This is a genomic window from Treponema sp. J25 (assembly GCF_004343725.1).
GTDB lineage: Bacteria > Spirochaetota > Spirochaetia > Treponematales > Breznakiellaceae > J25.
The window spans coordinates 26,768-47,454 of sequence record NZ_PTQW01000022.1; the positions used below are offsets into that span (position 1 = coordinate 26,768).

Annotated in this window: 32 protein-coding genes; all 32 read left to right on the forward strand. The window is 49.4% G+C overall.

Annotation, left to right across the window (positions count from 1 at the left end; all coding sequences use genetic code 11):
- Positions 1 to 7: 7 nt before the first annotated feature.
- Positions 8 to 4,291, forward strand: coding sequence for a DNA-directed RNA polymerase subunit beta' (gene rpoC, locus C5O22_RS08000; RefSeq protein WP_132780711.1), 4,284 nt, complete (start codon positions 8 to 10; stop codon positions 4,289 to 4,291).
- A 150-nt stretch (positions 4,292 to 4,441) separates the two neighbouring features.
- Positions 4,442 to 4,816 (forward strand): 30S ribosomal protein S12, encoded by a 375-nt coding sequence (gene rpsL, locus C5O22_RS08005; RefSeq protein ID WP_132780712.1) that lies wholly within the window; start codon positions 4,442 to 4,444, stop codon positions 4,814 to 4,816.
- Positions 4,817 to 4,836: 20 nt separating this feature from the next.
- Positions 4,837 to 5,307: a 30S ribosomal protein S7 gene (gene rpsG / locus C5O22_RS08010; protein WP_132780714.1), complete on the forward strand. Its 471-nt coding sequence runs from the start codon at positions 4,837 to 4,839 to the stop codon at positions 5,305 to 5,307.
- A 500-nt stretch (positions 5,308 to 5,807) separates the two neighbouring features.
- Positions 5,808 to 6,998 (forward strand): elongation factor Tu, encoded by a 1,191-nt coding sequence (gene tuf / locus C5O22_RS08015; RefSeq protein WP_132780716.1) that lies wholly within the window; start codon positions 5,808 to 5,810, stop codon positions 6,996 to 6,998.
- Positions 6,999 to 7,096: 98 nt separating this feature from the next.
- Positions 7,097 to 7,405, forward strand: coding sequence for a 30S ribosomal protein S10 (gene rpsJ / locus C5O22_RS08020; RefSeq protein WP_132780718.1), 309 nt, complete (start codon positions 7,097 to 7,099; stop codon positions 7,403 to 7,405).
- A 73-nt stretch (positions 7,406 to 7,478) separates the two neighbouring features.
- Positions 7,479 to 8,099, forward strand: coding sequence for a 50S ribosomal protein L3 (gene rplC / locus C5O22_RS08025; protein ID WP_132780720.1), 621 nt, complete (start codon positions 7,479 to 7,481; stop codon positions 8,097 to 8,099).
- A gap of 11 nt (positions 8,100 to 8,110) precedes the next feature.
- Positions 8,111 to 8,758, forward strand: a complete 648-nt coding sequence (rplD, locus tag C5O22_RS08030) for a 50S ribosomal protein L4 (protein WP_132780721.1) — start codon at positions 8,111 to 8,113, stop codon at positions 8,756 to 8,758.
- Positions 8,755 to 9,039: a 50S ribosomal protein L23 gene (locus C5O22_RS08035; RefSeq protein ID WP_132780722.1), complete on the forward strand. Its 285-nt coding sequence runs from the start codon at positions 8,755 to 8,757 to the stop codon at positions 9,037 to 9,039. Before rplD ends, C5O22_RS08035 begins: the two co-directional genes overlap by 4 nt.
- Before the next feature lie 24 nt (positions 9,040 to 9,063).
- Positions 9,064 to 9,888, forward strand: a complete 825-nt coding sequence (gene rplB / locus C5O22_RS08040) for a 50S ribosomal protein L2 (RefSeq protein ID WP_132780724.1) — start codon at positions 9,064 to 9,066, stop codon at positions 9,886 to 9,888.
- 12 nt (positions 9,889 to 9,900) lie between these two features.
- On the forward strand, positions 9,901 to 10,182 hold the full coding sequence (gene rpsS / locus C5O22_RS08045; RefSeq protein ID WP_132780726.1) for a 30S ribosomal protein S19: 282 nt from the start codon (positions 9,901 to 9,903) through the stop codon (positions 10,180 to 10,182).
- 7 nt (positions 10,183 to 10,189) lie between these two features.
- Positions 10,190 to 10,552 carry a 50S ribosomal protein L22 gene (rplV, locus tag C5O22_RS08050; RefSeq protein WP_132780728.1) on the forward strand — a complete coding sequence of 121 codons (363 nt, stop codon included), beginning with the start codon at positions 10,190 to 10,192 and terminating at the stop codon, positions 10,550 to 10,552.
- 1 nt (position 10,553) lies between these two features.
- A complete protein-coding gene (rpsC, locus tag C5O22_RS08055; protein WP_132780730.1) occupies positions 10,554 to 11,258 on the forward strand; it encodes a 30S ribosomal protein S3 in 705 nt (234 codons plus the stop codon).
- 3 nt (positions 11,259 to 11,261) lie between these two features.
- The gene (gene rplP, locus C5O22_RS08060) at positions 11,262 to 11,687 is read left to right on the forward strand and encodes a 50S ribosomal protein L16 (RefSeq protein ID WP_132780732.1); all 426 of its coding nucleotides are present in this window, start codon (positions 11,262 to 11,264) and stop codon (positions 11,685 to 11,687) included.
- Between the two features lie 25 nt (positions 11,688 to 11,712).
- Positions 11,713 to 11,910, forward strand: coding sequence for a 50S ribosomal protein L29 (gene rpmC, locus C5O22_RS08065; protein ID WP_132780734.1), 198 nt, complete (start codon positions 11,713 to 11,715; stop codon positions 11,908 to 11,910).
- Positions 11,911 to 11,933: 23 nt separating this feature from the next.
- Positions 11,934 to 12,194: a 30S ribosomal protein S17 gene (rpsQ, locus tag C5O22_RS08070; protein WP_207895365.1), complete on the forward strand. Its 261-nt coding sequence runs from the start codon at positions 11,934 to 11,936 to the stop codon at positions 12,192 to 12,194.
- Positions 12,195 to 12,212: 18 nt separating this feature from the next.
- The gene (gene rplN, locus C5O22_RS08075; protein ID WP_132780738.1) at positions 12,213 to 12,581 is read left to right on the forward strand and encodes a 50S ribosomal protein L14; all 369 of its coding nucleotides are present in this window, start codon (positions 12,213 to 12,215) and stop codon (positions 12,579 to 12,581) included.
- A 9-nt stretch (positions 12,582 to 12,590) separates the two neighbouring features.
- Complete coding sequence (gene rplX / locus C5O22_RS08080; protein ID WP_132780739.1) at positions 12,591 to 12,908, forward strand: 50S ribosomal protein L24; 318 nt, start codon at positions 12,591 to 12,593, stop codon at positions 12,906 to 12,908.
- Positions 12,908 to 13,459: a 50S ribosomal protein L5 gene (rplE, locus tag C5O22_RS08085; protein WP_132780741.1), complete on the forward strand. Its 552-nt coding sequence runs from the start codon at positions 12,908 to 12,910 to the stop codon at positions 13,457 to 13,459. The genes rplX and rplE overlap by 1 nt, the downstream gene beginning before the upstream one ends.
- An 11-nt stretch (positions 13,460 to 13,470) precedes the next feature.
- Entirely contained in the window at positions 13,471 to 13,656 is a 186-nt protein-coding gene (locus tag C5O22_RS08090) for a type Z 30S ribosomal protein S14 (RefSeq protein ID WP_132780743.1), read from the forward strand.
- Between the two features lie 14 nt (positions 13,657 to 13,670).
- Positions 13,671 to 14,069, forward strand: a complete 399-nt coding sequence (gene rpsH / locus C5O22_RS08095; protein ID WP_132780745.1) for a 30S ribosomal protein S8 — start codon at positions 13,671 to 13,673, stop codon at positions 14,067 to 14,069.
- A gap of 12 nt (positions 14,070 to 14,081) precedes the next feature.
- Positions 14,082 to 14,621, forward strand: a complete 540-nt coding sequence (gene rplF / locus C5O22_RS08100) for a 50S ribosomal protein L6 (RefSeq protein ID WP_132780747.1) — start codon at positions 14,082 to 14,084, stop codon at positions 14,619 to 14,621.
- 9 nt (positions 14,622 to 14,630) lie between these two features.
- Positions 14,631 to 14,993 carry a 50S ribosomal protein L18 gene (gene rplR, locus C5O22_RS08105; protein ID WP_132780749.1) on the forward strand — a complete coding sequence of 121 codons (363 nt, stop codon included), beginning with the start codon at positions 14,631 to 14,633 and terminating at the stop codon, positions 14,991 to 14,993.
- A gap of 8 nt (positions 14,994 to 15,001) precedes the next feature.
- Positions 15,002 to 15,517 (forward strand): 30S ribosomal protein S5, encoded by a 516-nt coding sequence (gene rpsE, locus C5O22_RS08110; RefSeq protein ID WP_132780751.1) that lies wholly within the window; start codon positions 15,002 to 15,004, stop codon positions 15,515 to 15,517.
- A gap of 4 nt (positions 15,518 to 15,521) precedes the next feature.
- Complete coding sequence (gene rpmD, locus C5O22_RS08115; protein ID WP_132780753.1) at positions 15,522 to 15,707, forward strand: 50S ribosomal protein L30; 186 nt, start codon at positions 15,522 to 15,524, stop codon at positions 15,705 to 15,707.
- Positions 15,707 to 16,159, forward strand: coding sequence for a 50S ribosomal protein L15 (rplO, locus tag C5O22_RS08120; protein ID WP_132780755.1), 453 nt, complete (start codon positions 15,707 to 15,709; stop codon positions 16,157 to 16,159). The genes rpmD and rplO overlap by 1 nt, the downstream gene beginning before the upstream one ends.
- A gap of 18 nt (positions 16,160 to 16,177) precedes the next feature.
- Positions 16,178 to 17,497 (forward strand): preprotein translocase subunit SecY, encoded by a 1,320-nt coding sequence (secY, locus tag C5O22_RS08125; protein ID WP_132780757.1) that lies wholly within the window; start codon positions 16,178 to 16,180, stop codon positions 17,495 to 17,497.
- Positions 17,498 to 17,635: 138 nt separating this feature from the next.
- Positions 17,636 to 17,749: a 50S ribosomal protein L36 gene (gene rpmJ / locus C5O22_RS08130; protein WP_132780758.1), complete on the forward strand. Its 114-nt coding sequence runs from the start codon at positions 17,636 to 17,638 to the stop codon at positions 17,747 to 17,749.
- 14 nt (positions 17,750 to 17,763) lie between these two features.
- Complete coding sequence (gene rpsM, locus C5O22_RS08135; RefSeq protein WP_132780759.1) at positions 17,764 to 18,129, forward strand: 30S ribosomal protein S13; 366 nt, start codon at positions 17,764 to 17,766, stop codon at positions 18,127 to 18,129.
- 17 nt (positions 18,130 to 18,146) lie between these two features.
- Positions 18,147 to 18,527, forward strand: coding sequence for a 30S ribosomal protein S11 (gene rpsK / locus C5O22_RS08140; RefSeq protein ID WP_132780761.1), 381 nt, complete (start codon positions 18,147 to 18,149; stop codon positions 18,525 to 18,527).
- Between the two features lie 18 nt (positions 18,528 to 18,545).
- Entirely contained in the window at positions 18,546 to 19,181 is a 636-nt protein-coding gene (rpsD, locus tag C5O22_RS08145) for a 30S ribosomal protein S4 (protein ID WP_132780763.1), read from the forward strand.
- Between the two features lie 9 nt (positions 19,182 to 19,190).
- Positions 19,191 to 20,249 (forward strand): DNA-directed RNA polymerase subunit alpha, encoded by a 1,059-nt coding sequence (locus C5O22_RS08150; RefSeq protein WP_132780765.1) that lies wholly within the window; start codon positions 19,191 to 19,193, stop codon positions 20,247 to 20,249.
- Entirely contained in the window at positions 20,239 to 20,673 is a 435-nt protein-coding gene (gene rplQ / locus C5O22_RS08155) for a 50S ribosomal protein L17 (RefSeq protein WP_132780767.1), read from the forward strand. The genes C5O22_RS08150 and rplQ overlap by 11 nt, the downstream gene beginning before the upstream one ends.
- Positions 20,674 to 20,687 lie beyond the last annotated feature (14 nt).

Genomic DNA, 20,687 nt, shown 5'->3' on the forward strand with positions numbered 1-20,687 from the left:
GGCGGGAATGCGGGATATTCAAGATTTTGATTCTATAATGATACGGTTGGCCTCGCCCGAGATGATTCGGGCCTGGTCCTATGGTGAGGTAAAGAAGCCAGAAACCATCAATTACCGGACCCTGCGGCCCGAGCGGGACGGGCTCTTTTGCGAACGGATATTCGGAACCACCAAAGAATGGGAATGTTACTGTGGGAAATTTAAGTCCATCCGGTACAAGGGGGTTATCTGTGACCGCTGTGGCGTCGAGGTTACCCACTTCAAGGTCCGCCGCGAACGGATGGGCCACATAGAACTGGCTGCCCCGGTTTCCCATATCTGGTACTACCGCTCGGTGCCGAGCCGCATGGGATTGCTCCTGGATCTGCCCATGGCGAGTCTCAGGTCTATCCTGTACTACGAAAAATACATCGTCATCGATCCGGGTGATACGGATCTTAAAAAGATGCAAATCCTCACGGAGGAAGAATACTACGAGGCCCAGGAACGATACGGGGGTAACTTTACCGCCGGCATGGGCGCCGAGGCCATTCGTACCCTCCTTGAAGGGCTTAACCTGGATCAGCTTGCGGCGGAACTGCGGGCCAAGATGATCGAAAAGGGACCCAAAAGCGATAAGCGGCTCCTTAAGCGCATCGAGATTGTGGAGAATTTCCGTAACTCCGGTAACAAACCCGAATGGATGATTCTGCAGGTAATCCCGGTAATCCCCCCGGAACTGCGGCCTATGGTGCAACTGGATGGAGGCCGTTTCGCTACCAGTGACTTAAACGACCTTTACCGGCGGGTTATTAACCGGAACAACCGCCTTAAACGGCTTATCGCCCTGAACGCGCCGGATATCATTATCCGGAACGAAAAGCGGATGCTCCAGGAGGCGGTGGACGCCCTCTTCGATAACTCCAAGAAGAAGCGGGTGGTCAAGGGCGCTTCCAATCGACCCCTTAAGTCGATCAGTGACATGCTTAAAGGAAAGCAGGGGCGTTTCCGGCAGAACCTGTTAGGGAAACGGGTTGACTATTCGGGACGGTCGGTTATTGTGGTGGGTCCGGAACTTAAGATGTGGCAGTGTGGGCTTCCCACCAAGATGGCCCTGGAACTCTTTAAACCTTTCATCATGAAAAAACTCGTCGATAAGGACGTGGTCTATAATATCAAAAAAGCAAAGATGATGGTGGAACAGGAATCACCAGAGGTGTTTGCCATCCTTGACGAGGTGGTAAAGGAACATCCGGTGCTCCTGAACCGGGCGCCTACACTGCACCGACTCGGTATCCAGGCCTTTGAGCCGGTTCTGGTAGAAGGGAAGGCCATCAAACTTCATCCGCTGGTATGTCACGCCTTTAATGCGGACTTCGATGGGGACCAGATGGCGGTCCACGTTCCCCTTACCCATGCGGCCCAGATGGAATGCTGGACCCTGATGCTTTCTGCCCGGAATCTTCTGAACCCGGCGAATGGTAAAACCATCGTCTTCCCCTCTCAGGACATGGTGTTGGGGATTAACTTCCTGACCAAGATAAAGAAAAATGCCAAGGGAACGGGGCGGCGCTATTCTTCACCGGAAGAGGTGCTCATGGCGGTGGAAAGCAAGGCCCTGGAATGGGAGGCCCTTATCAAGGTGCGGCCGCCGAAACAACCCGTGTGGACAAAAACGGGGGTGGAAGCCACCATTGGTCCCGATGGCTACATTGAAACGACCGCCGGTCGAATCGTGTTTAATGAGGAGCTTCCCAAAGAGGTGCCCTTCCTTAACTACGAACTAAAAGATAAGGAACTGAAGGCCCTGATTGAATATGTGCTCAAGCATTCGGGCTCCTGGATAACGGTACAGATGCTGGATGCCATAAAGGCCACGGGGTATAAGTATGCTACCATCTTTGGGGCTACCATCGGGGTGGACGATATCGTTATTCCTAAAGAAAAGGCCGAGATGATCGAGAAGGCCAACAAGGAAGTAGAGGCTATCCAGAAACAGTACCGCCAGGGACATATTACCCAGGAAGAACGGTATAACCGGGTCGTGGAAGTTTGGTCCAAAACCAACGAAGAACTAACAAACATCATGATGAAGACCCTGGAGGCTGATAGGGATGGCTTTAACTCGGTGTACATGATGGCTAACTCGGGGGCCCGAGGAAGTCGGAACCAGATTCGACAGCTCGCGGGGATGCGAGGTCTTATGGCAAAGCCTTCGGGGGACATCATCGAGTTGCCCATTCGATCAAACTTTAAAGAGGGGCTTTCGGTTATCGAGTTCTTTATTTCCACCAACGGTGCCCGAAAGGGTCTTGCCGATACGGCCCTTAAAACCGCCGATGCGGGATACCTTACGCGCCGCCTTGTGGATATTGCTCAGGATGTGGTGGTGAACGAAGAAGACTGTGGTACCATCAATGGAATTCTTCATACGGCTATCAAGGATGGGGAAGACGTTATCGAATCCCTTAAGGATCGTATCGTTGGCCGCTACACCCTGGAGAGGGTGAAGCATCCCATCACGGGCGAAGTGATTGTAGATGTAAACGAAGAGATTACCGAAGAAATAGCCGATGCGATTGAAGCCGCAGGTATCGAAGGGGTTCGGCTCCGGACGGTCCTTACCTGCGAAGCCAAGCATGGGGTGTGTCGCAAGTGCTATGGGCGGAATCTGGCCACCAATCGGCCCGTCGATATTGGGGAGGCGGTGGGTATCATCGCTGCCCAATCGATCGGTCAGCCCGGAACACAGCTTACGATGCGTACCTTCCATATCGGTGGGGCCGCTACCAAGGTAAGTGAAGAAAATCGGGTATACTTTAAATATCCCGCCTACATTCGGGACATTACCGGTTCCCATGTGGAACTCGAAAATGGCCACTGGCTCTTTACCCGTAAAGGGTACGTCTGGATTAACCGGGTAATGAAGGAGTATGAACTCCAAAAAGGGGACGAACTCCTGATAGAAGATGGCAAACGGGTGCTCAAGGGAGACCCCATCATCCAGCGGAAGGGAGAGACGATCTTCTCCTCTGACATTGCCTATGCGATGGTGCTCGAAGGCCGCTTGTGCTTGATTGGCCCTGATCAGCGGGTGGAAATCAGAAACGGAAGCGAAGTTGTTGTTAAGAAGGGTCAGCTTGTTCAGGCAGAACAGACCGTGGCAACCTTCGACCCCTTCTCGGATCCTATCATTGCTGAAGTTTCGGGATATGTTCGGTACGAAGATATCATCCCCGGTACCACATTAAAAGAGGAAATCGACGAAGAAACGGGCAATGTAGAGAAACGGATCAGCGATTTCCAGCTGGAAACCAAGCAGCCCCGCATCGTTATTACCGACGAGGCGGGTAATGAATTGGGTTCCTACTACCTGCCGGCGGGGGCCTATCTCCTTGTAGAAGAAAACGAGAAGATCCATGCGGGCCGAACCATCGCCAAAACCTTGAAGGAATCGGCTAAGGCTATGGATATTACCGGTGGTCTTCCCCGGGTAAGCGAGTTGTTTGAGGCCCGGAAACCCAAGTCGCCGGCTGTGCTGGCCCAGGTTTCGGGAACGGTCCAGTTCAAAGGTATCATAAAGGGCAAACGGATCATCATGATCCGGGATGCCTTTGGTAAGGAATTTAAACACCTCGTACCGATGGCAAAAAGGCTCTTGGTGCGAGATGGCGACACGGTGGAAGCGGGAGAACCCCTCTGTGTAGGAGCCCCTAACCCCCACGATATTCTCCATATTCTAGGCGAGAATGCCTTGCAACGATACCTGATGGACGAAATTCAGTCGGTGTATCGGCTCCAGGGGGTTTCTATCAACGATAAGCATATCGGCGTTATTATTCGTCAGATGATGCGAAAAGTAGAGATCGTTTCAGTAGGGGATACCCGCTTTATTTATGGTCAGATGGTGGACAAGTTCAAATTCCACGAAGAGAACGCCCGGGTTATTGCAGAAGGGGGGCAACCCGCGGTGGCCCGACCGGTGTTCCAGGGAATTACCAAGGCGTCCCTTAACATCGATTCCTTCCTGTCGGCCGCCTCGTTCCAGGAGACCACCCGGGTGCTCACCAATGCGGCTATCGCGGGAAGCGTGGATTACCTGCGGGGCCTTAAAGAAAACATCATCATCGGTCATCCTATCCCTGCCGGTACCGGGATGAAACAGTATCGGGCGGTAAAGCTCTACGATCAGAACCAAAAAGACCTGGATCTCTATATGCAGGAGATCCTTGAAAAACGAAAGCAGGAGAAGGTGGTTCAAACCATCGAAGAGGATTACGACACGAACGATGATGAAGAGGATGAGGAATAACCTCTTGACCAAGGATGGGGAGAACGGTATAGTACTCTACCGTCGAAAAAGACGGTAGAGTAAGCGCGTACCAGTGCACCGAAAGAATCGGTGTATAAGTGTTAAATCCGCATCGGGTGCTGACGATGCGCAAAGGGGAGTTTTGTATTCATGCCAACGATTAACCAGTTAGTTCGTTTTGGAAGAGAAAAGGTTGCCTCTAAAACTAAATCGCCGGCTCTTCAGGGCTGTCCCCAAAAGCGGGGGGTTTGTACCCGGGTTATGACGGTCACGCCGAAAAAGCCTAACTCGGCTCTTCGGAAAGTTGCCCGTGTTCGTCTGTCGAATGGGGTGGAGGTAACCGCCTACATTCCGGGTATTGGTCATAACCTGCAGGAACACTCGGTGGTTCTGGTGCGGGGTGGTCGTGTAAAGGATCTGCCTGGTGTGCGGTATCATATCATCCGCGGTGCAAAGGATACGCTGGGTGTGGCAGATCGTAAGCGGGGACGCTCCAAGTATGGAGCCAAGCGTCCTAAGGCATAAAGCGACAAGAGGAGTACGGTATGGGAAGAAAGAGAAAGGCCATTGAACGGCCTGTGGCTCCAGATCCGAAATATAATAGTGTGCTGGTTTCTAAGTTTGTGAACCGGATGATGTGGGAAGGCAAGCGGTCGATTTGTTTAAAGATCGTTCACGAGGCGCTTGAAATCCTGCAGCAGAAGAGCGAAAAGGAAGCCCTTGAAGTTTTTACAAAAGCGATTGATAATGTAAAACCGGTGCTGGAGGTAAAATCCCGCCGGGTGGGTGGGGCTACCTATCAGGTGCCGGTGGAAATCCGGGAATCTCGACGAGAAGCTCTGGGTATGCGATGGATTATTCAGGCTGCTCGGGCTCGTTCGGGGCATGATATGAGTGAACGTCTTGCAGCGGAGCTGCTTGATGCGTATAATAACACCGGTACGGCGGTTAAAAAGAAAGAAGACACCCATAAGATGGCAGAAGCCAATAAGGCCTTTGCCCATTATCGGTGGTAAAAATTGCTTCCCTTTCTGGGAAGGATACTTTAAAAAAGGCGTTCTTTGAAAGAGATATGTGTTCATAGGTAGGGAGAAGGCCCGTTGGGTTTTCTCCTGTTAAAACTGGCTTTTAACAATGCCTGTGGACGCAAAGACCATACCATGGGGAGAATGCCGGGAGGTGAGACGAGAATAGTATTGTCGGATTGCCGGTAGCCCTGGTGTGGTTGTCTCGGTGATCCAAACCGATCATCGTTTTAAAGGTTTAAAACCGAAGGTTTCCTTTCGGCTGTAAAAACCTGGGCGGGATGCTCGCGGTGGGATAGGTGGAGCCGGACGTGCGGTGGTGCCGCATTTCTGTGTAAAAAATTAGCCTCCTATCTATCACTCTGTCCTGCCTGAAAGAAAAGGTAATAAGTGTCTCTTGCGTTTACCTATCTTGCCATAAATAGTGCAATTAGGTATACTGCCGGGACTTGTAGTACATTTGAGTGCCCATAAAAATTTAGGAGGACACAATGGCAAAGGATAAGTTCAATAGAACGAAACCGCACATGAACGTTGGAACCATTGGTCACGTTGACCATGGTAAGACCACCCTTTCTGCTGCTATCACCATGTACTGTGGAAAGAAGTATGGTGATAAGATCATGAAGTATGATGATATCGATAATGCACCGGAGGAGAAGGCTCGGGGTATTACCATTAATACCCGGCACCTGGAGTATCAGTCTGACAAGCGGCACTATGCACACATCGACTGTCCCGGTCACGCTGACTATATTAAGAACATGATCACCGGTGCGGCCCAGATGGATGGGGCTATTCTTGTTGTGTCTGCCCCTGACTCGGTTATGCCCCAGACTCGGGAGCACATTCTTCTTGCTCGTCAGGTAGGTGTTCCGAACATCATCGTGTTCCTTAACAAGGTAGACCTGGTAGACGATCCGGAACTTCTTGAGTTGGTGGAAGCTGAGGTTCGCGAAGTGCTCAGCCAGTATGGCTTCCCCGGGGATGAAATCCCGATCATTAAGGGATCTGCCTTCAAGGCCATGTCCGAACCGGATAATCCCGAGGCGACCAAGTGCATCGAAGAACTGCTTAAGGCTATGGATGAATACTTCCCCGATCCTGTACGGGATTCGGATAAGCCCTTCCTGATGCCCATCGAGGACGTGTTTACCATTTCTGGTCGTGGTACGGTAGTAACCGGTAAGGTGGAGCGGGGTGTTCTGAAGCTGAACGAAGAAGTGGAAATCGTTGGTATTCGCCCCACCAAGAAGACGGTTGTTACGGGTATCGAAATGTTCAATAAACTCCTGGAAGAAGGGGTTGCTGGTGATAACATCGGATGTCTTCTCCGGGGTATTGAAAAGAAGGAAGTGGAACGCGGTCAGGTTCTTGCAAAACCCGGTACCATTACCCCCCACAGCAAATTCAAGGGGCAGATTTACTGCTTAACCAAGGAAGAGGGTGGTCGTCACAGTCCCTTCTTCTCTGGTTATCGGCCCCAGTTCTACTTCCGGACCACCGACATCACTGGTACGGTTAAGCTTCCTGAAGGTAAAGAGATGGTCATGCCCGGTGATAATACCGAAATCATTGGGGAACTGATCCATCCTATCGCTATGGAGAAGGGGCTTAAGTTCGCTATCCGTGAAGGTGGACGAACGGTAGCGTCCGGTCAGGTTATCGATATCCTCGAATAAAAAGATTTTTAAGAGAATGAAAAGAGGGCGGTTCCTGGATACAAGGGACCGCCTTTTTACGGTGAGATCAAAGGGAAGCCGTAGAGCCTGGAGGAATAATGGTTAAGGAACGGATACGTGTACGGCTGCGGGGTTTTGACGTGGAGTTGATAGATCAGAGCGCACGGTCGATTGTGCAGACGGTGCAAAAAGCGGGAGCGAAGGTGTCGGGGCCGATACCGCTTCCGACGCGGATACAGAAATTTACGGTACTTCGCTCACCCCACGTTAATAAGAAGTCCCGAGAGCAATTTGAGATGCGGACTCATAAGCGATTGATCGACATTATTAATCCATCGCCGGAGGTGATGGATTCGCTCATGAAGCTGGAGTTGCCAGCTGGTGTGGATGTGGAGATAAAGCAGTAGGAGTAATCAAGGGTAGACGGTTCCCTGCTTTCTCAAAGAGGGGAATAACGTGCCTGTATAATGGAGTGAACCAATGATAGGTCTATTGGCCAGAAAGATTGGCATGACCCAGGTTTTTGATGATAACGGAAATCTGGTGCCGGTTACGGTTTTGAAGGTAGAACCGAACGTAGTTGTTGCCAAAAAAACACAGGAAAAGCACGGGTATACGGCAATACTCGTGGGTGTGCAGGATGTAAAACCTCAAAGGGTTTCCAAGCCCTATGCAGGGCAGTTCCCAGAGAATATTACCCCCAAGAAGATTTTGAAAGAATTCCGTGATTTTGAGAAGGATGTGGCGGTAGGAGACAGTCTTGGAGCCGAGTTGCTTTCAGAATGCCGGTATGTGGATGTGACAGGTATTTCGAAAGGAAAGGGGTTCCAGGGCGTTGTGAAGCGCTGGGGTTTTGGAGGTGGTCGAGCCTCCCACGGTTCAAAATTTCATCGTGAGCCTGGTTCTACGGGGCAGTGTACCTCGCCGGGCCACTCATTCAAGAATATCAAGATGCCCGGAAGAATGGGGCGTGAAAAGGTGACTGTTCTCAACCTTAAGGTAGTTAAGGTTGATGTGGAAAATCAGGTAATCATGGTTCGAGGGGCTGTTCCCGGTGGAAATAAGGGGACGGTGGTTGTTCGGGCTGCGGTTAAGAAGTAGTGAGGGAAGCTATGAATCGGATAGTCTATTCCATCGAGGGCAAGGAGCTTCGCACTATCGAACTGGATGATGCCGTGTTTGGTCTCCCGGTGAATGAAGATGTGATTTGGTATGCCATTAATAATGAGCTTGCTAATGAGCGACTGGGGACGGCCTGTACAAAGGATCGGAGTGAAGTTCACGGTTCTAATACGAAGCCATACAAGCAGAAGGGAACCGGACGGGCCCGGCGGGGTGATAAAAAATCGCCTCTCCTGGTAGGTGGCGGTATTATTTTTGGCCCTAAACCGCGGGATTTCTCGTATCGGATGCCCAAGAAAGCAAAACGCCTTGCAATGAAGAGTATTTTGAGCCTTAAAGCTCAGACGGATCTTCTTAAGGTGATAGAAGATTTTTCTGTGCAGTCGGGAAAGACAAAGGACCTGGCGAAGATCCTGCAGAATTTTGGTGCCCCGGAGCGGACGGTTTTAATTCTTAAGGATGATGATGAGATGCTAAAGCGGGCGGCCCGGAATATCCCCTGGCTTACCTATCTTTCCTATAATCGACTGCGGGCCCATGATCTCTTTTATGGTCGCCGGGTTATTTTGATGGAAGGGGCTGCAAAGGCATTAAGTGAGTTCTATGCCAGCTCTGAAGAGGCGGAGGCCGCTGTATGACCTACGAAAATGTGATTATTGAGCCGGTCTTGTCGGAAAAGACCAATAGAATGCGGGAAGAGGGGAAATATGTTTTCAAGGTAAATCTTTCTGCTACAAAGATTCAGGTAAAAGAAGCGGTGCGACGGCTTTTTAATGTGCATCCTGTTTCATGCACCATGATGGTGGTAGGTGGAAAGCCCAAGCGGCTTCGCTATCGAAGTGGTCGTACCTCCACATGGAAGAAGGCCATCGTGCGATTAGAAAAGGGCGAAAAGATCTCCCTTTTTGAAGGTGTATAACGAAAGGATTTGGTGGGGAAATTTATGGGTATTAGAACATTTAAGCCGGTGACCGCAGGCATGCGCCACCGTATCAGTCTGGATTATGCAGAAATAACAGCGGATAAACCCGAAAAGTCCCTTACCACGGGCCGGGCCGAAAAGGCTGGTCGTGGGGCGAAAGGCCGCATTAGTGTATGGCATAAGGGTGGTGGTCATAAGCGACGGTATCGGGAAATCGATTTTAAGCGGGATAAATACAACATCCCCGGCAAAGTGGCCACGATCGAATATGATCCTAATAGAAGCGCAAATATAGCCCTTATTCATTATGCGGATGGAGAAAAACGCTACATTATTGCTCCCAAAGGGCTTACGGTGGGGTCTACCGTCATAAGTGGTCCCAATGCTCCTATAGAGGTGGGCAATGCCCTTCCCCTGGAGAATATTCCGCTGGGGTTCGCTGTTCATAACATCGAATTAACCCTTGGTAAGGGAGGACAGCTTGCCCGATCGGCCGGGGCGAGTGCCCTTATTGCGGCAAAAGAAGGGGATTATGTCACCGTGAAGCTTCCCTCTGGCGAAATGCGGATGGTCTTCAAAAAGTGCTATGCCACCATTGGTGAGGTAGGAAATGAAGATCATATGAACGTCCAATTGGGGAAAGCGGGACGTAAGCGGTGGCTTGGTATACGTCCTACGGTTCGTGGTATGGCCATGAACCCCATTGATCACCCCCATGGTGGTGGTGAAGGACGGAACAAGGGATGTAATCCTGTTACCCCCTGGGGACAACCCACGCGGGGGTATAAAACTCGCAATAAGCATAAACCGTCTTCACGGTTTATTGTAAGTCGCAGAAAGAAGTAAGAGGGGTAAGCGGTGTCTAGGTCAGTGAAAAAGGGGCCCTTCATTGAGAAGAGCCTGTACAAGAAAATAATCGAGATGGGAAAAAGTGGAGAGCGAAAGATGATTAAGACCTATTCTCGCTGTTCCACTATAATTCCCGAAATGGTAGGGAATACCATTTCTGTGTATAACGGTAAGACGTGGGTTCCAGTATATATTACTGAAAACCTGGTTGGGCATAAGCTTGGGGAATTCGCACCAACCCGTATTTTCAGGGGGCACGCGGGTTCTGATAAGAAAGCCGTAAAGAAGTAGGTGTGATATGGCAGCAAATAATGCGTATAGGGCGGTTTCAAAGTACCTTATTGCTTCTCCTTTTAAAGTGCGTCCGGTGGCCGATTTGATTCGCCGCAAGCCCTACACGGAGGCCCTTTCTATTCTGGAGAGTATGCCCCATAAGGGTGCCCGGCTCATTCGTAAGACTATGAAGTCCGCCGCTGCAAATGCGCTCAATGCTAACAAGCAGCTTGCAGAGGACATGTTGTATGTCAAGGATGTGCAGATCGATGAGGGGCCCCGGCTTAAGCGGATATGGTTTCGTGCTCGGGGACGGGCGGATATGCTGTTGCGACGCATGTGCCACATTACGGTGGTAGTAGACGAAATTAGCAAGGCGGGGGAATAAGGTGGGACAGAAAGTAAATCCGATTGGTTTACGGCTGGGTATCAATAAAACCTGGTCTTCCCGTTGGTATGTGGATCCGCGGGAATATGCGGACACCCTTCATGAAGACTTAAAGCTTCGTAAATTGGTGTTGACCATGCCCGAGACGAAGGGCGCGGAAATAGCGGAAGTAGAGATTATTCGGCACCCCCAGCGAATTACCATTGTTATTCATACCGCACGGCCGGGGGTTATTATCGGTGTTAAGGGTGCAAACATCGAAAAAATCGGGAGCGAGCTTCAGAAACATGCTTCCAAGAAGGTGCAGATAAAGATTAAAGAAGTTCGCAACCCTGATAACAATGCCCAACTCATAGCCGAAAACATTGCGCGCCAGCTTTTAGCCCGGGGATCTTTCCGCAAGGCCATGAAACAGGCGATCAGTAATGCAATTAAGAAGGGAAACGCCCAGGGTATAAAGGTTCGCCTTTCGGGTCGGCTGGGTGGCGCCGAAATGTCCCGTACGGAAGAGTTAAAGGAAGGTCGGGTGCCTCTCCATACTCTTCGGGCCGATATCGACTATGGCTTTGCCGAAGCCCATACTACCTATGGCGCCATTGGGGTCAAGGTATGGGTGTTTAATGGAATGAAATACGGCAAAGAACAGAAGGAAGATGCGGGTGCCCTGGTAAAGAAACGGCGGGAACGGGTTCCCGCAAGGAGTTAAGGTATGCTGAGTCCTAAGCGTGTAAAATTCCGAAAGGTTCAGCGCGGTAGAATGCCTGGCAAAGCCACCAGGGGAAATACCGTAGCATTTGGTGAATATGGCCTTGTGGCGCTGGAGCGAATGTGGCTTACCAATCGTCAGATTGAAGCAGCTCGTATTGCTTTGAACCGGCACATAAAACGGGGTGGTAAATTGTGGATTCGGATTTTTCCTGACAAACCCTATACCAAGAAACCTGCAGAAACGCGGATGGGTAAGGGAAAGGGAGCCCCTGAATACTGGGTGGCGGTAGTGAAGCCGGGAACGGTGTTGTTTGAACTGGGTGGTGTGGATCGGGGGCTTGCGGAAGAAGCAATGAAACTCGCCGGTTCGAAACTGCCGATTAAAACGAAGTTTGTGGCTCGTTCAGAGTTGGAGCTCGGAGCATAATTTAGAAGGGAAGAGGGAATTACCTATGAAGAATTCTTTTAAGAACCTGACGTTTCCAGAGCTCGTATCGAAGCGGGACGAGCTTAAGCGGAAATATCTAGAATTCCGCTTCCAGATGGTGATTGGGCACGTAGATAATCCGCTGCAGAAGCGGAATTTGCGGCGCCAGATCGCACGGCTTAATACGCTGATCCGTCAGCATGAGCTTGCTGGGAAGGCATAAAGGAGCGCGTTGTGGAAGGGCAAATGGTTGAGAAAAAGACAGGGAAGAAAGAGTTTGTGGGGATCGTTACCAGCGATAAAATGGATAAGACTATCGTGGTTTCGATCATCAACAGGACCCTGCATCCCCTGTATAAGAAGTACGTAACCCGTATTAAGAAGGTAAAGGCCCACGATGAACATAATGAGGCAAAGGTAGGGGATCGGGTTCGAGTAATGGAGTGTCGACCTATCAGCAAGGAAAAGTGCTGGAAGCTCGTTGAAATTATTGAGCGGGCAAAATAAGGCGAGAGGAACAGAACTATGATACAGGTGGAAACGTTCCTGAATGTGGCAGATAACTCAGGGGCAAAGCTCGTGCAGTGTATTAAGGTCCTGGGTGGTTCAAAACGAAAATACGCAAGTATTGGCGATATCATTGTGGTGGCGGTAAAAGACGCCCTGCCGACTTCAACCATTAAGAAAGGGTCGGTCGAACGGGCAGTGGTGGTGCGGACCCATAAGGAATACCGACGGCCCGACGGAACCTACATCCGGTTTGATGATAATGCCTGTGTAATTATTGATGCGAATAAGAACCCCAAGGGAAAGCGTATTTTTGGACCAGTGGCTCGGGAGTTGCGGGAGAAGGATTTTATGAAGATTATTTCTCTCGCTCCTGAGGTCCTGTAAGGAGGCGGTATGACAGGACATAAATTTAAGCTTAAGAAAGATGATACCGTCCAGATTATTGCTGGTAAAGATAAGGGAAAACGGGGAAGGATCTTACGGATTCTCCGCGAAAAGGATCGGGTAGTGGTAGAAGGCGCTAACATCGTAAAGAAAGCGGTAAAACGGCGCAGTCAGCAAGATCGAGGCGGTATTGTAGAGGTTGAAGCTCCGATTCATATCTCCAATGTTATGATCGTGTGTAAAAAATGCGGGCCTACTCGGATTGGCTATAAACTTGATGGAGAGAACAAAGTCCGGGTATGCAAGAAATGTGGAGAGGCGCTGTGATGAAGAACTACGAACCGCGGCTCAAAAAACTGTATCGGGAAAAGATCGCTCCCGAAATGTTTAAGGAGTTCGGATATAAATCGACAATGCAGACCCCACGGTTAGAAAAAATCGTGGTAAGCATGGGCGTAGGCGAGGCTCTTCAGAATAAAAAGCTGTTGGATGCGGCCATAGAAGACCTTACCCAAATTACGGGGCAAAAGGCGGTAAAAACCAAGGCCAAGAAGAGTATCGCTAACTTTAAGATCCGGACGGGACAGGAAATCGGAGCAAAGGTAACCTTGCGGGGTGCCATGATGTATGAATTCCTTGATCGACTCATAAACGTGGCGCTCCCCCGGGTTAAGGATTTCCGGGGTGTCAATCCGAATGGTTTTGATGGTCATGGAAATTATTCTCTGGGTATTACGGAACAGATCATTTTCCCGGAAATCGATTTTGATAAGATTGAACGGGTAGCGGGTCTGAATGTTACCATTGTGACCACGGCGAATACCGATGCGGAAGCAAAGGCGCTCCTCGCAAAATTCGGTATGCCATTCAGGAAATAAGCGAGGGACCTATGGCCAGAAAAGCGATGATTTTAAAGGCTTTAAAGAAGCCCAAGTATTCTACACGGAAAGTAAACCGGTGTCGGCTCTGTGGACGACCCCGCGGATATATGCGGAAGTTTGAAATGTGTCGTCTTTGTTTTCGCAAGCTCGCCAGTGAAGGCTTAATTCCTGGCGTTACAAAATCAAGTTGGTAAGGTAGGAGTAGAGCATGAGCGTTTCAGATCCCGTCGCTGATATGCTGACCAAGATCCGGAATGCCGGATTGGCAAGGCATGAAAAGGTGGATATCCCTACCTCCAAGCTCAAGCTTGAGATTGTGAAGATCTTGAAGACTGAGGGATATATTAAGAACTTTAAAAAGATCACCCAGGATGGGGTAAATACAATCCGTATCTTTTTAAAGTATGATGAGAAACAGAACCCGGTGATTCATGGGCTAGAGCGCATTTCTAAGCCGGGTCGTCGGGTATATACCGGCTATAAGGATATGCCCCGGGTATATAATGGATATGGTACACTGATTGTGTCTACATCACTGGGTGTTACCACTGGGAAAAAGGCCGCCGAAAAGAAAGTGGGCGGTGAAATTCTCTGTACCGTGTGGTAAGGGGGGAGATTCATGTCACGTATTGGAAAGATTCCGGTGAAAATTCCCCAGGGCGTAAAGGTTCAAATTGGGGCGGATAGTATCACCGTGGAAGGCCCAAAGGGAAAGCTATCCCAGACCTATAAGCCCGTAGTCACCTTTGAACAAAAGGGTGATGTGGTGGTGGTACAGCGAAAAGAGGATACCAAGCAAGGAAAGGCTTATCACGGTTTGTATCGCAATCTCCTCAATAATATGGTGATAGGAGTTTCTGCGGGGTTTTCTAAGTCCCTGGTGGTGAATGGAGTCGGTTATCGAGCGGAGGTAAAGGGAAACCTTTTGGCGTTGAATCTGGGATACTCCACTGATTTTTACGTAATGATCCCCAAGGATCTCCAGGTAACCGCCGATGCGAACGGCAAGATCACCATTACGGGGATTGATAAGCAAAAGGTCGGTGAGTTTGCAGCTCAGGTTCGGAAACTGAGACTCCCTGAACCGTACAAAGGGAAGGGAATCCGGTACGAAGATGAAGTTATCAGAAGAAAAGTCGGGAAATCCGGCGTTAAATAGGGTTGCCATATGAGACGGAAAATGCTTGATAAGGATAGGAAACGGCTTAAGAGGAAGATTCACATTCGGAAGCGGATATACGGGACCCCAGAGCGACCTCGGATGAGTGTCTTTAAGAGCAACCGTTCTCTCTATATTCAGGTGATTGACGATACCCAGGGGAAGACCCTGGTATCGGCAAGTACCCTGGAAAAGGAATTGCGGAATATCAAGAGAACGGTAGAAGGGGCTGCCCAATTAGGGGAAATCATGGGGAAACGTCTTCTGGAGAAGAATATTACCTCCGTGGTGTTTGATAGAAACGGTTATCTCTATCATGGCGTTGTTAAAGCCATGGCTGATGGGGCCCGGAAAGCCGGGATCCAGTTCTAGGGGGACGCATGGACCACGCAAAGGATAAAGAAAGGCTTGTACAGGAAAAGGAATACGTAGAAAAACTGGTGAAGCTTAACCGGACCGCTAAAGTAGTGAAGGGTGGGCGGCGTTTTTCCTTTTCTGCTCTTACGGTGGTTGGAGATAAAAAGGGCAATGTAGGGTATGGTTTCGGAAAGGCCAATGATGTTTCAGAGGCTATCCGCAAGAGCCTTGAGAAGGCCAAACGGAATATGGTAAAGCTACCCATCCGTAATGGGACCATTCCGCATGAGGTGCTTGCTCAGTTTAAGGCTTCGTCCGTGCTTCTGAAGCCAGCCTGTTCTGGTACGGGGATTATTGCCGGTGGCCCAGTGCGGGCGGTGATGGAAGCCGGTGGGGTCACCGATGTGTTAAGTAAGTCCATCGGTTCCAGTAATCAGTACAATGTTCTCAAGGCGACCTTTAAAGCCATCGCTAAACTGATGGATGCCCGGGAAGTTGCCAAGAACAGAGGGAAGACCCTCAAGGATTTGTGGGGATAAGTGTATGGCAAAGAAAATACGTATTCGTCTGGTGCGCAGCACAATTGGAGCGCTGCCTGCCCAGCGGGCCACGGTCCGGTGCCTCGGATTACGAAAAATTGGATCGGTAACTGAAAAAGAAGCAAATCCTGCCATCCTTGGAATGGTACGGGCCGTTTCTCATCTCGTGGCTGTAGAGGAGATTCAGTGATGCACGATTTTAATTTACATGCCCCAGAGGGAGCAAATAAAAAGGGTCGACGGGTTGGTCGTGGCCAGGGATCAGGCCGGGGAACCACCGCTGGCCGGGGTAACAAGGGTCAAAAATCCCGTTCGGGAGGAAAAACCTATGTAGGCTTTGAGGGAGGTCAGATGCCTCTCTATCGCCGCCTTGCCCAGCGGGGGTTTTCTAACTATCCCTTTAAGAAAGAATACCAGGTGGTAAATCTGGCGCGGCTTGAAGCGGTGTATAATAATGGCGAAACGGTAGATGTGGCTTCTCTTATACAGAAGGGGTTAGTTAAGAAGGCTGCTCCTGTGAAGATCCTCGGCACCGGAGAAATTACCAAGAAGCTTGAAGTAAAGGTGGATGCTATCTCCGGATCAGCGAAAGAAAAAATCGAAAAAGCCGGTGGCACGGTGGTAGTCACGGCGCAGAACTAAAGAAGGAAGGCGGGGAACATGGCAGCTAATCCATTGGTCAGCATTTTTCGGGTAAAAGAATTACGGGAACGCCTACTTTTCACGATGTTGATGCTCGTTGTTTTCCGCCTGGGGGCGGTGCTTCCTATTCCGGGTATCAACGTCAATGCCTTGAAGGCGTATTTCCTCTCCCAGCAAGGAACAGGAAATGCTATTGTGGATTACCTTGATTTCTTTGCCGGAGGGGCCTTTACCAATTTTTCAATCTTTATGCTCGGCATCATGCCCTACATCTCGATGTCGATCATCATGCAACTCTTTATTATTATCTTCCCGAGTCTTAAACGTATTTCGGAAGAAGAGGGGGGCAGAAAAAAGATCCAGTGGTATCAGCGACTGGGGACCATCGTGGTTTGTTTAATCCAGTCCTTTGCGGTTTCTCGCTGGGCTGATACGATGCCGAATGTAATTACCATGGGGCGTGTTTCTTTTACCCTCATTGCGATGATGACCGTCACAACGGGGACCATGTTCCTTATGTGGATCGGTGAGCAGATTACCCGTCGCGGTATCGGAAACGGAACTTCCCTTATCATCTTTGCAGGGATTGTGGCCCGATTGCCCCGGGCCGTGTGGGAACTGATCGAAAAGGTAAAGAGCCGGGAATTAAACCCCGTGTTTGTAATTGTTGTTTTTGTGATGTTTGTGGCGGTAGTGGCCCTGGTGGTTTTTGAACAACAGGGACAACGGAAAATCCCCGTGAACTATGCCAAGCGGGTTGTGGGCCGAAGAATGTATGGCGCCCAGAACACGTACATTCCCTTTAAGATTAATCCTTCGGGGGTTATTCCGGTTATTTTTGCCTCATCCCTCTTAACCTTCCCTCTTCAGATAGCCAGTGGAATCGGGGCGAATGTAAAGTGGCTGGCCGACTTTTCTCGATGGCTCAATCCTCATGGGGTGGCGTATAACATTTTGTATACCATTTTCATTATATTCTTTGCCTATTTTTATACCCAGGTAACGCTGAATCCTATTGAAATAGCAAAGAATATCCGGGAAAATGGTGGTTCTATCCCGGGAATTCGGACGGACAAAATCGAGGAATACCTGACGGCGATTCTTAATCGTATTATTCTCCCAGGTTCTTTGTATCTGGCGTTAATAGCGATACTCCCGACGATTATCCAGGCCCTTTTCAATTTCCCCGCTTCTATTTCGTACCTCATGGGGGGAACCTCCCTGCTGATTCTGGTGGGGGTTGATCTGGATACGATGAGTCAGGTTGATGCGTTGCTAAAAATGCACCATCACGAGGGAATTGCCCGGAAAGGGCATATTCGATCTCGGAATTTATAGGAGGTCTCTCAACCTCAGAGAGGTGAAGAGAGTACTTGGCGAAAGGTGAAAAATTCGCTTTAATATGCGAATCATGCATATGCTCCCCCCATCTACAGGGCATATGCAGAAGGATGAAACGAGAAAGGGAGATAGAGGATGAAAGTCCGAACCAGTGTCAAACCGATTTGTGATAAATGTAAGGTGATAAAGCGGAATGGTATCATCCGCATCATCTGTGAAAATCCCAAGCATAAACAGAAACAAGGGTAAGGAGGAAGGTAGTCATGGCACGTATTGCGGGGGTGGATCTCCCTAACAAACACGTAAATATCGCCCTTACCTATATTTATGGGATTGGTCGTTCCAGTGCGGATGCTATCTGTGAACGGGCAAAGATCGATCCAAATCGAAAAATGAACGATCTTAGCCAGGAAGAGGTGAATGAGCTTCGCCAGATCATCGAAAATGAATATAAGGTAGAAGGACGCCTACGAACTGAAGTGGCCCTCAATATCAAGCGGCTGATGGATATTGGATGCTACCGGGGTTTGCGTCATCGGAAAGGGCTTCCTGTTCGTGGCCAACGAACACGGACGAATGCTCGAACCCGTAAGGGTAAGCGAAAGACTGTCGCAGGAAAGAAGAAGTAGTCGGAGGATAGAGAATCGTGGCTGAGAGCAGAAAACGAAAAGAGAAGAAGACCGTATACGAAGGAAAGGTGTATATCCAGGCTACGTTTAATAACACGATTGTTACCATTACGGATTTAATGGGAAACACCATTGCATGGGCAAGTTCGGGAGGCCTTGGTTTCCGGGGTGCGAAAAAATCTACCCCCTTTGCGGCTCAGACCGTAACGGAAACTGCGGCTCAGAAGGCCATGCAGGCAGGGTTGCGAGAAGCCCATGTATATGTAAAGGGGCCGGGGATTGGTCGAGAGTCTGCTATTCGACAGTTGGGAGTTATGGGTATTAAGGTAAAATCCATCAGTGATATTACCCCAATACCTCATAATGGTTGTAGACCGAGAAAAGCACGACGCATCTAAGTAAAAGGTGGATAGGATATGGCTCGTTATATTGGACCAGTATGCCGACTCTGTCGGACAGAAGGAAAAAAGCTCTTTTTAAAGGGTGAACGGTGCAAGAGTGATAAGTGCGCCATCAATAAAAAACGCCCGGCCCCTGGAAAGGATCCAAAAGGGCGGGTAACCAAGCGTTCTGATTATGGGCTGCAGCTTCGGGAAAAGCAGAAGCTTAAGAGAATTTATGGAATGCAGGAGCGGCAGTTTAAACTCTTCTTTGAGCGGGCCCTCAGAATGCCGGGCATTACGGGTGATAACCTGTTTATGCTTCTGGAACGGCGCCTTGATAATGTGGTGTATCGTTTGCGCTTTGCGGTGAATCGCACCCAGGCGCGACAGCTCGTGTTGCATGGTCATGTACTGGTGAATGGCAAGTCCGTGAATATTCCCTCTTACCTTGTGAAGCCCAATGATGTCATTGAAATTCGGGAGAAGAGCAAGGGCTTAACGGTTATTAAAGAAGCCCTTAAAGAATATGGCAAATCCGGCGTCATGCCCTGGCTGAGCCTTGATCCTGATGCAATGAAGGGTACTTTCCTTGCTATTCCCAGGCGAAGCGATGTGACAGACCTGGCGGATATTAAAGAACAGATGATTGTCGAGTTATACTCGAAGTAAGGAGTTTAAATGGACCGTAAAAATCTGCTTAAAGGGTTTAAACGCCCTAAGGGGATTACCTTTGAGCATAGTGAGCTCGAGCCTAATTACGGTAAATTCATCGCTGCTCCTTTTGAGCCAGGTTTTGGCACCACCGTGGGTAATACTCTGAGAAGGATCCTGCTTTCTTCTATTCAGGGGTATGCCGTAACAGCGGTTAAGATTACTTCCTACGATAAAGAAGGGGTTCCTCATATTGTATCGAGTGAATATGAGATCATCCCGAATATCGTGGAAGATACCCTGGAGGTTATTAACAACCTCAAACAGATGCGGGTTAAGTTGCCCGATGATGTAGAACAGGACACGTTCTTATACGAATGGAAGGGGCAGACGGAAGTAAAAAGTGATGATTTTGCGCGGCCGGGACAGCTGGAAGTGCTGAGTAAGGGTCAGCATATCATGACCCTTATGGACGATGCACGGCTCGAAATGGAAATCCAGGTGGACCTTGGGCGGGGGTATGTCCCTTCGGAAGTAAATGAGAAGTATGTAGAAGTCATCGGGACTATTCCGATGGATGCTATTTTCTCGCCGATAAAAAAGGTGAAGTATGCAGTAGAGCCTACGCGGGTGGGGCAGCGCAGCGATTATGACAAGCTGATCATCGAAGTGTGGACCGATGGGACCATCCGACCCGATGATGCCCTCGCGGAGGCGGCAAAGATAGCAAAGGATCACTTCTCGGTCTTTATCAATTTTGATGAAAGCCGTATTGGTTCGGAGGAAGATCTCAGTGAAACCGATGAACGGATACGGCAGATTCTCAATACTCCAGTGGAAGAACTGGAATTGTCGGTTCGATCGTCGAACTGTCTTAAGAATGCCAATATACGAACGATTGGAGAGCTGACCCGAAAAACGGAAGAGGATATTGCAAAGACCCGAAATTTCGGTAAGAAATCTCTCCAGGAGATAAAAGAAAAATTGGCAGAATGGAACTTAAGTTTGGGCATGACCGATTATAGTGTCCTGAAGAACATAACCAAATTTGCACCTGTGAAGAAGGAAGAAGAAGATGAAGCATAAGATTGGCTTTAATCGCCTTGAACGAACCGCCGCTCATCGTAAGGCCCTTCTGCGGAGCATGGTGACCTCTCTGTTTAAATACGAGCGCATCACCACTACCAAAGCAAAGGCCCAGGAAGTCCGACGGGCTGCGGAAAAACTGATTACCCGGGCAAAGGAAGACACCTTACATAATCGGCGTATTGTGGCAAGTCGCCTCTTTAACGAGGATATGGTAACCAAATTGTTTACCAATATTGCGCCTCGTATGAAGGATCGGCCAGGGGGGTATACCCGTATTCTTAAACTGGGTCAACGACCGGGAGATGCCTCGGAGATGGTGATTCTGGAACTCGTTGATTATAAAGTTGAGGAAAAAGAGAAGGAGTCCCAGAAGAAAGAAAAAAAGGCTTCCAAAAAAGAGGAAGCTAAGGCGAAGGCGTAATAGGAGGAAGACCC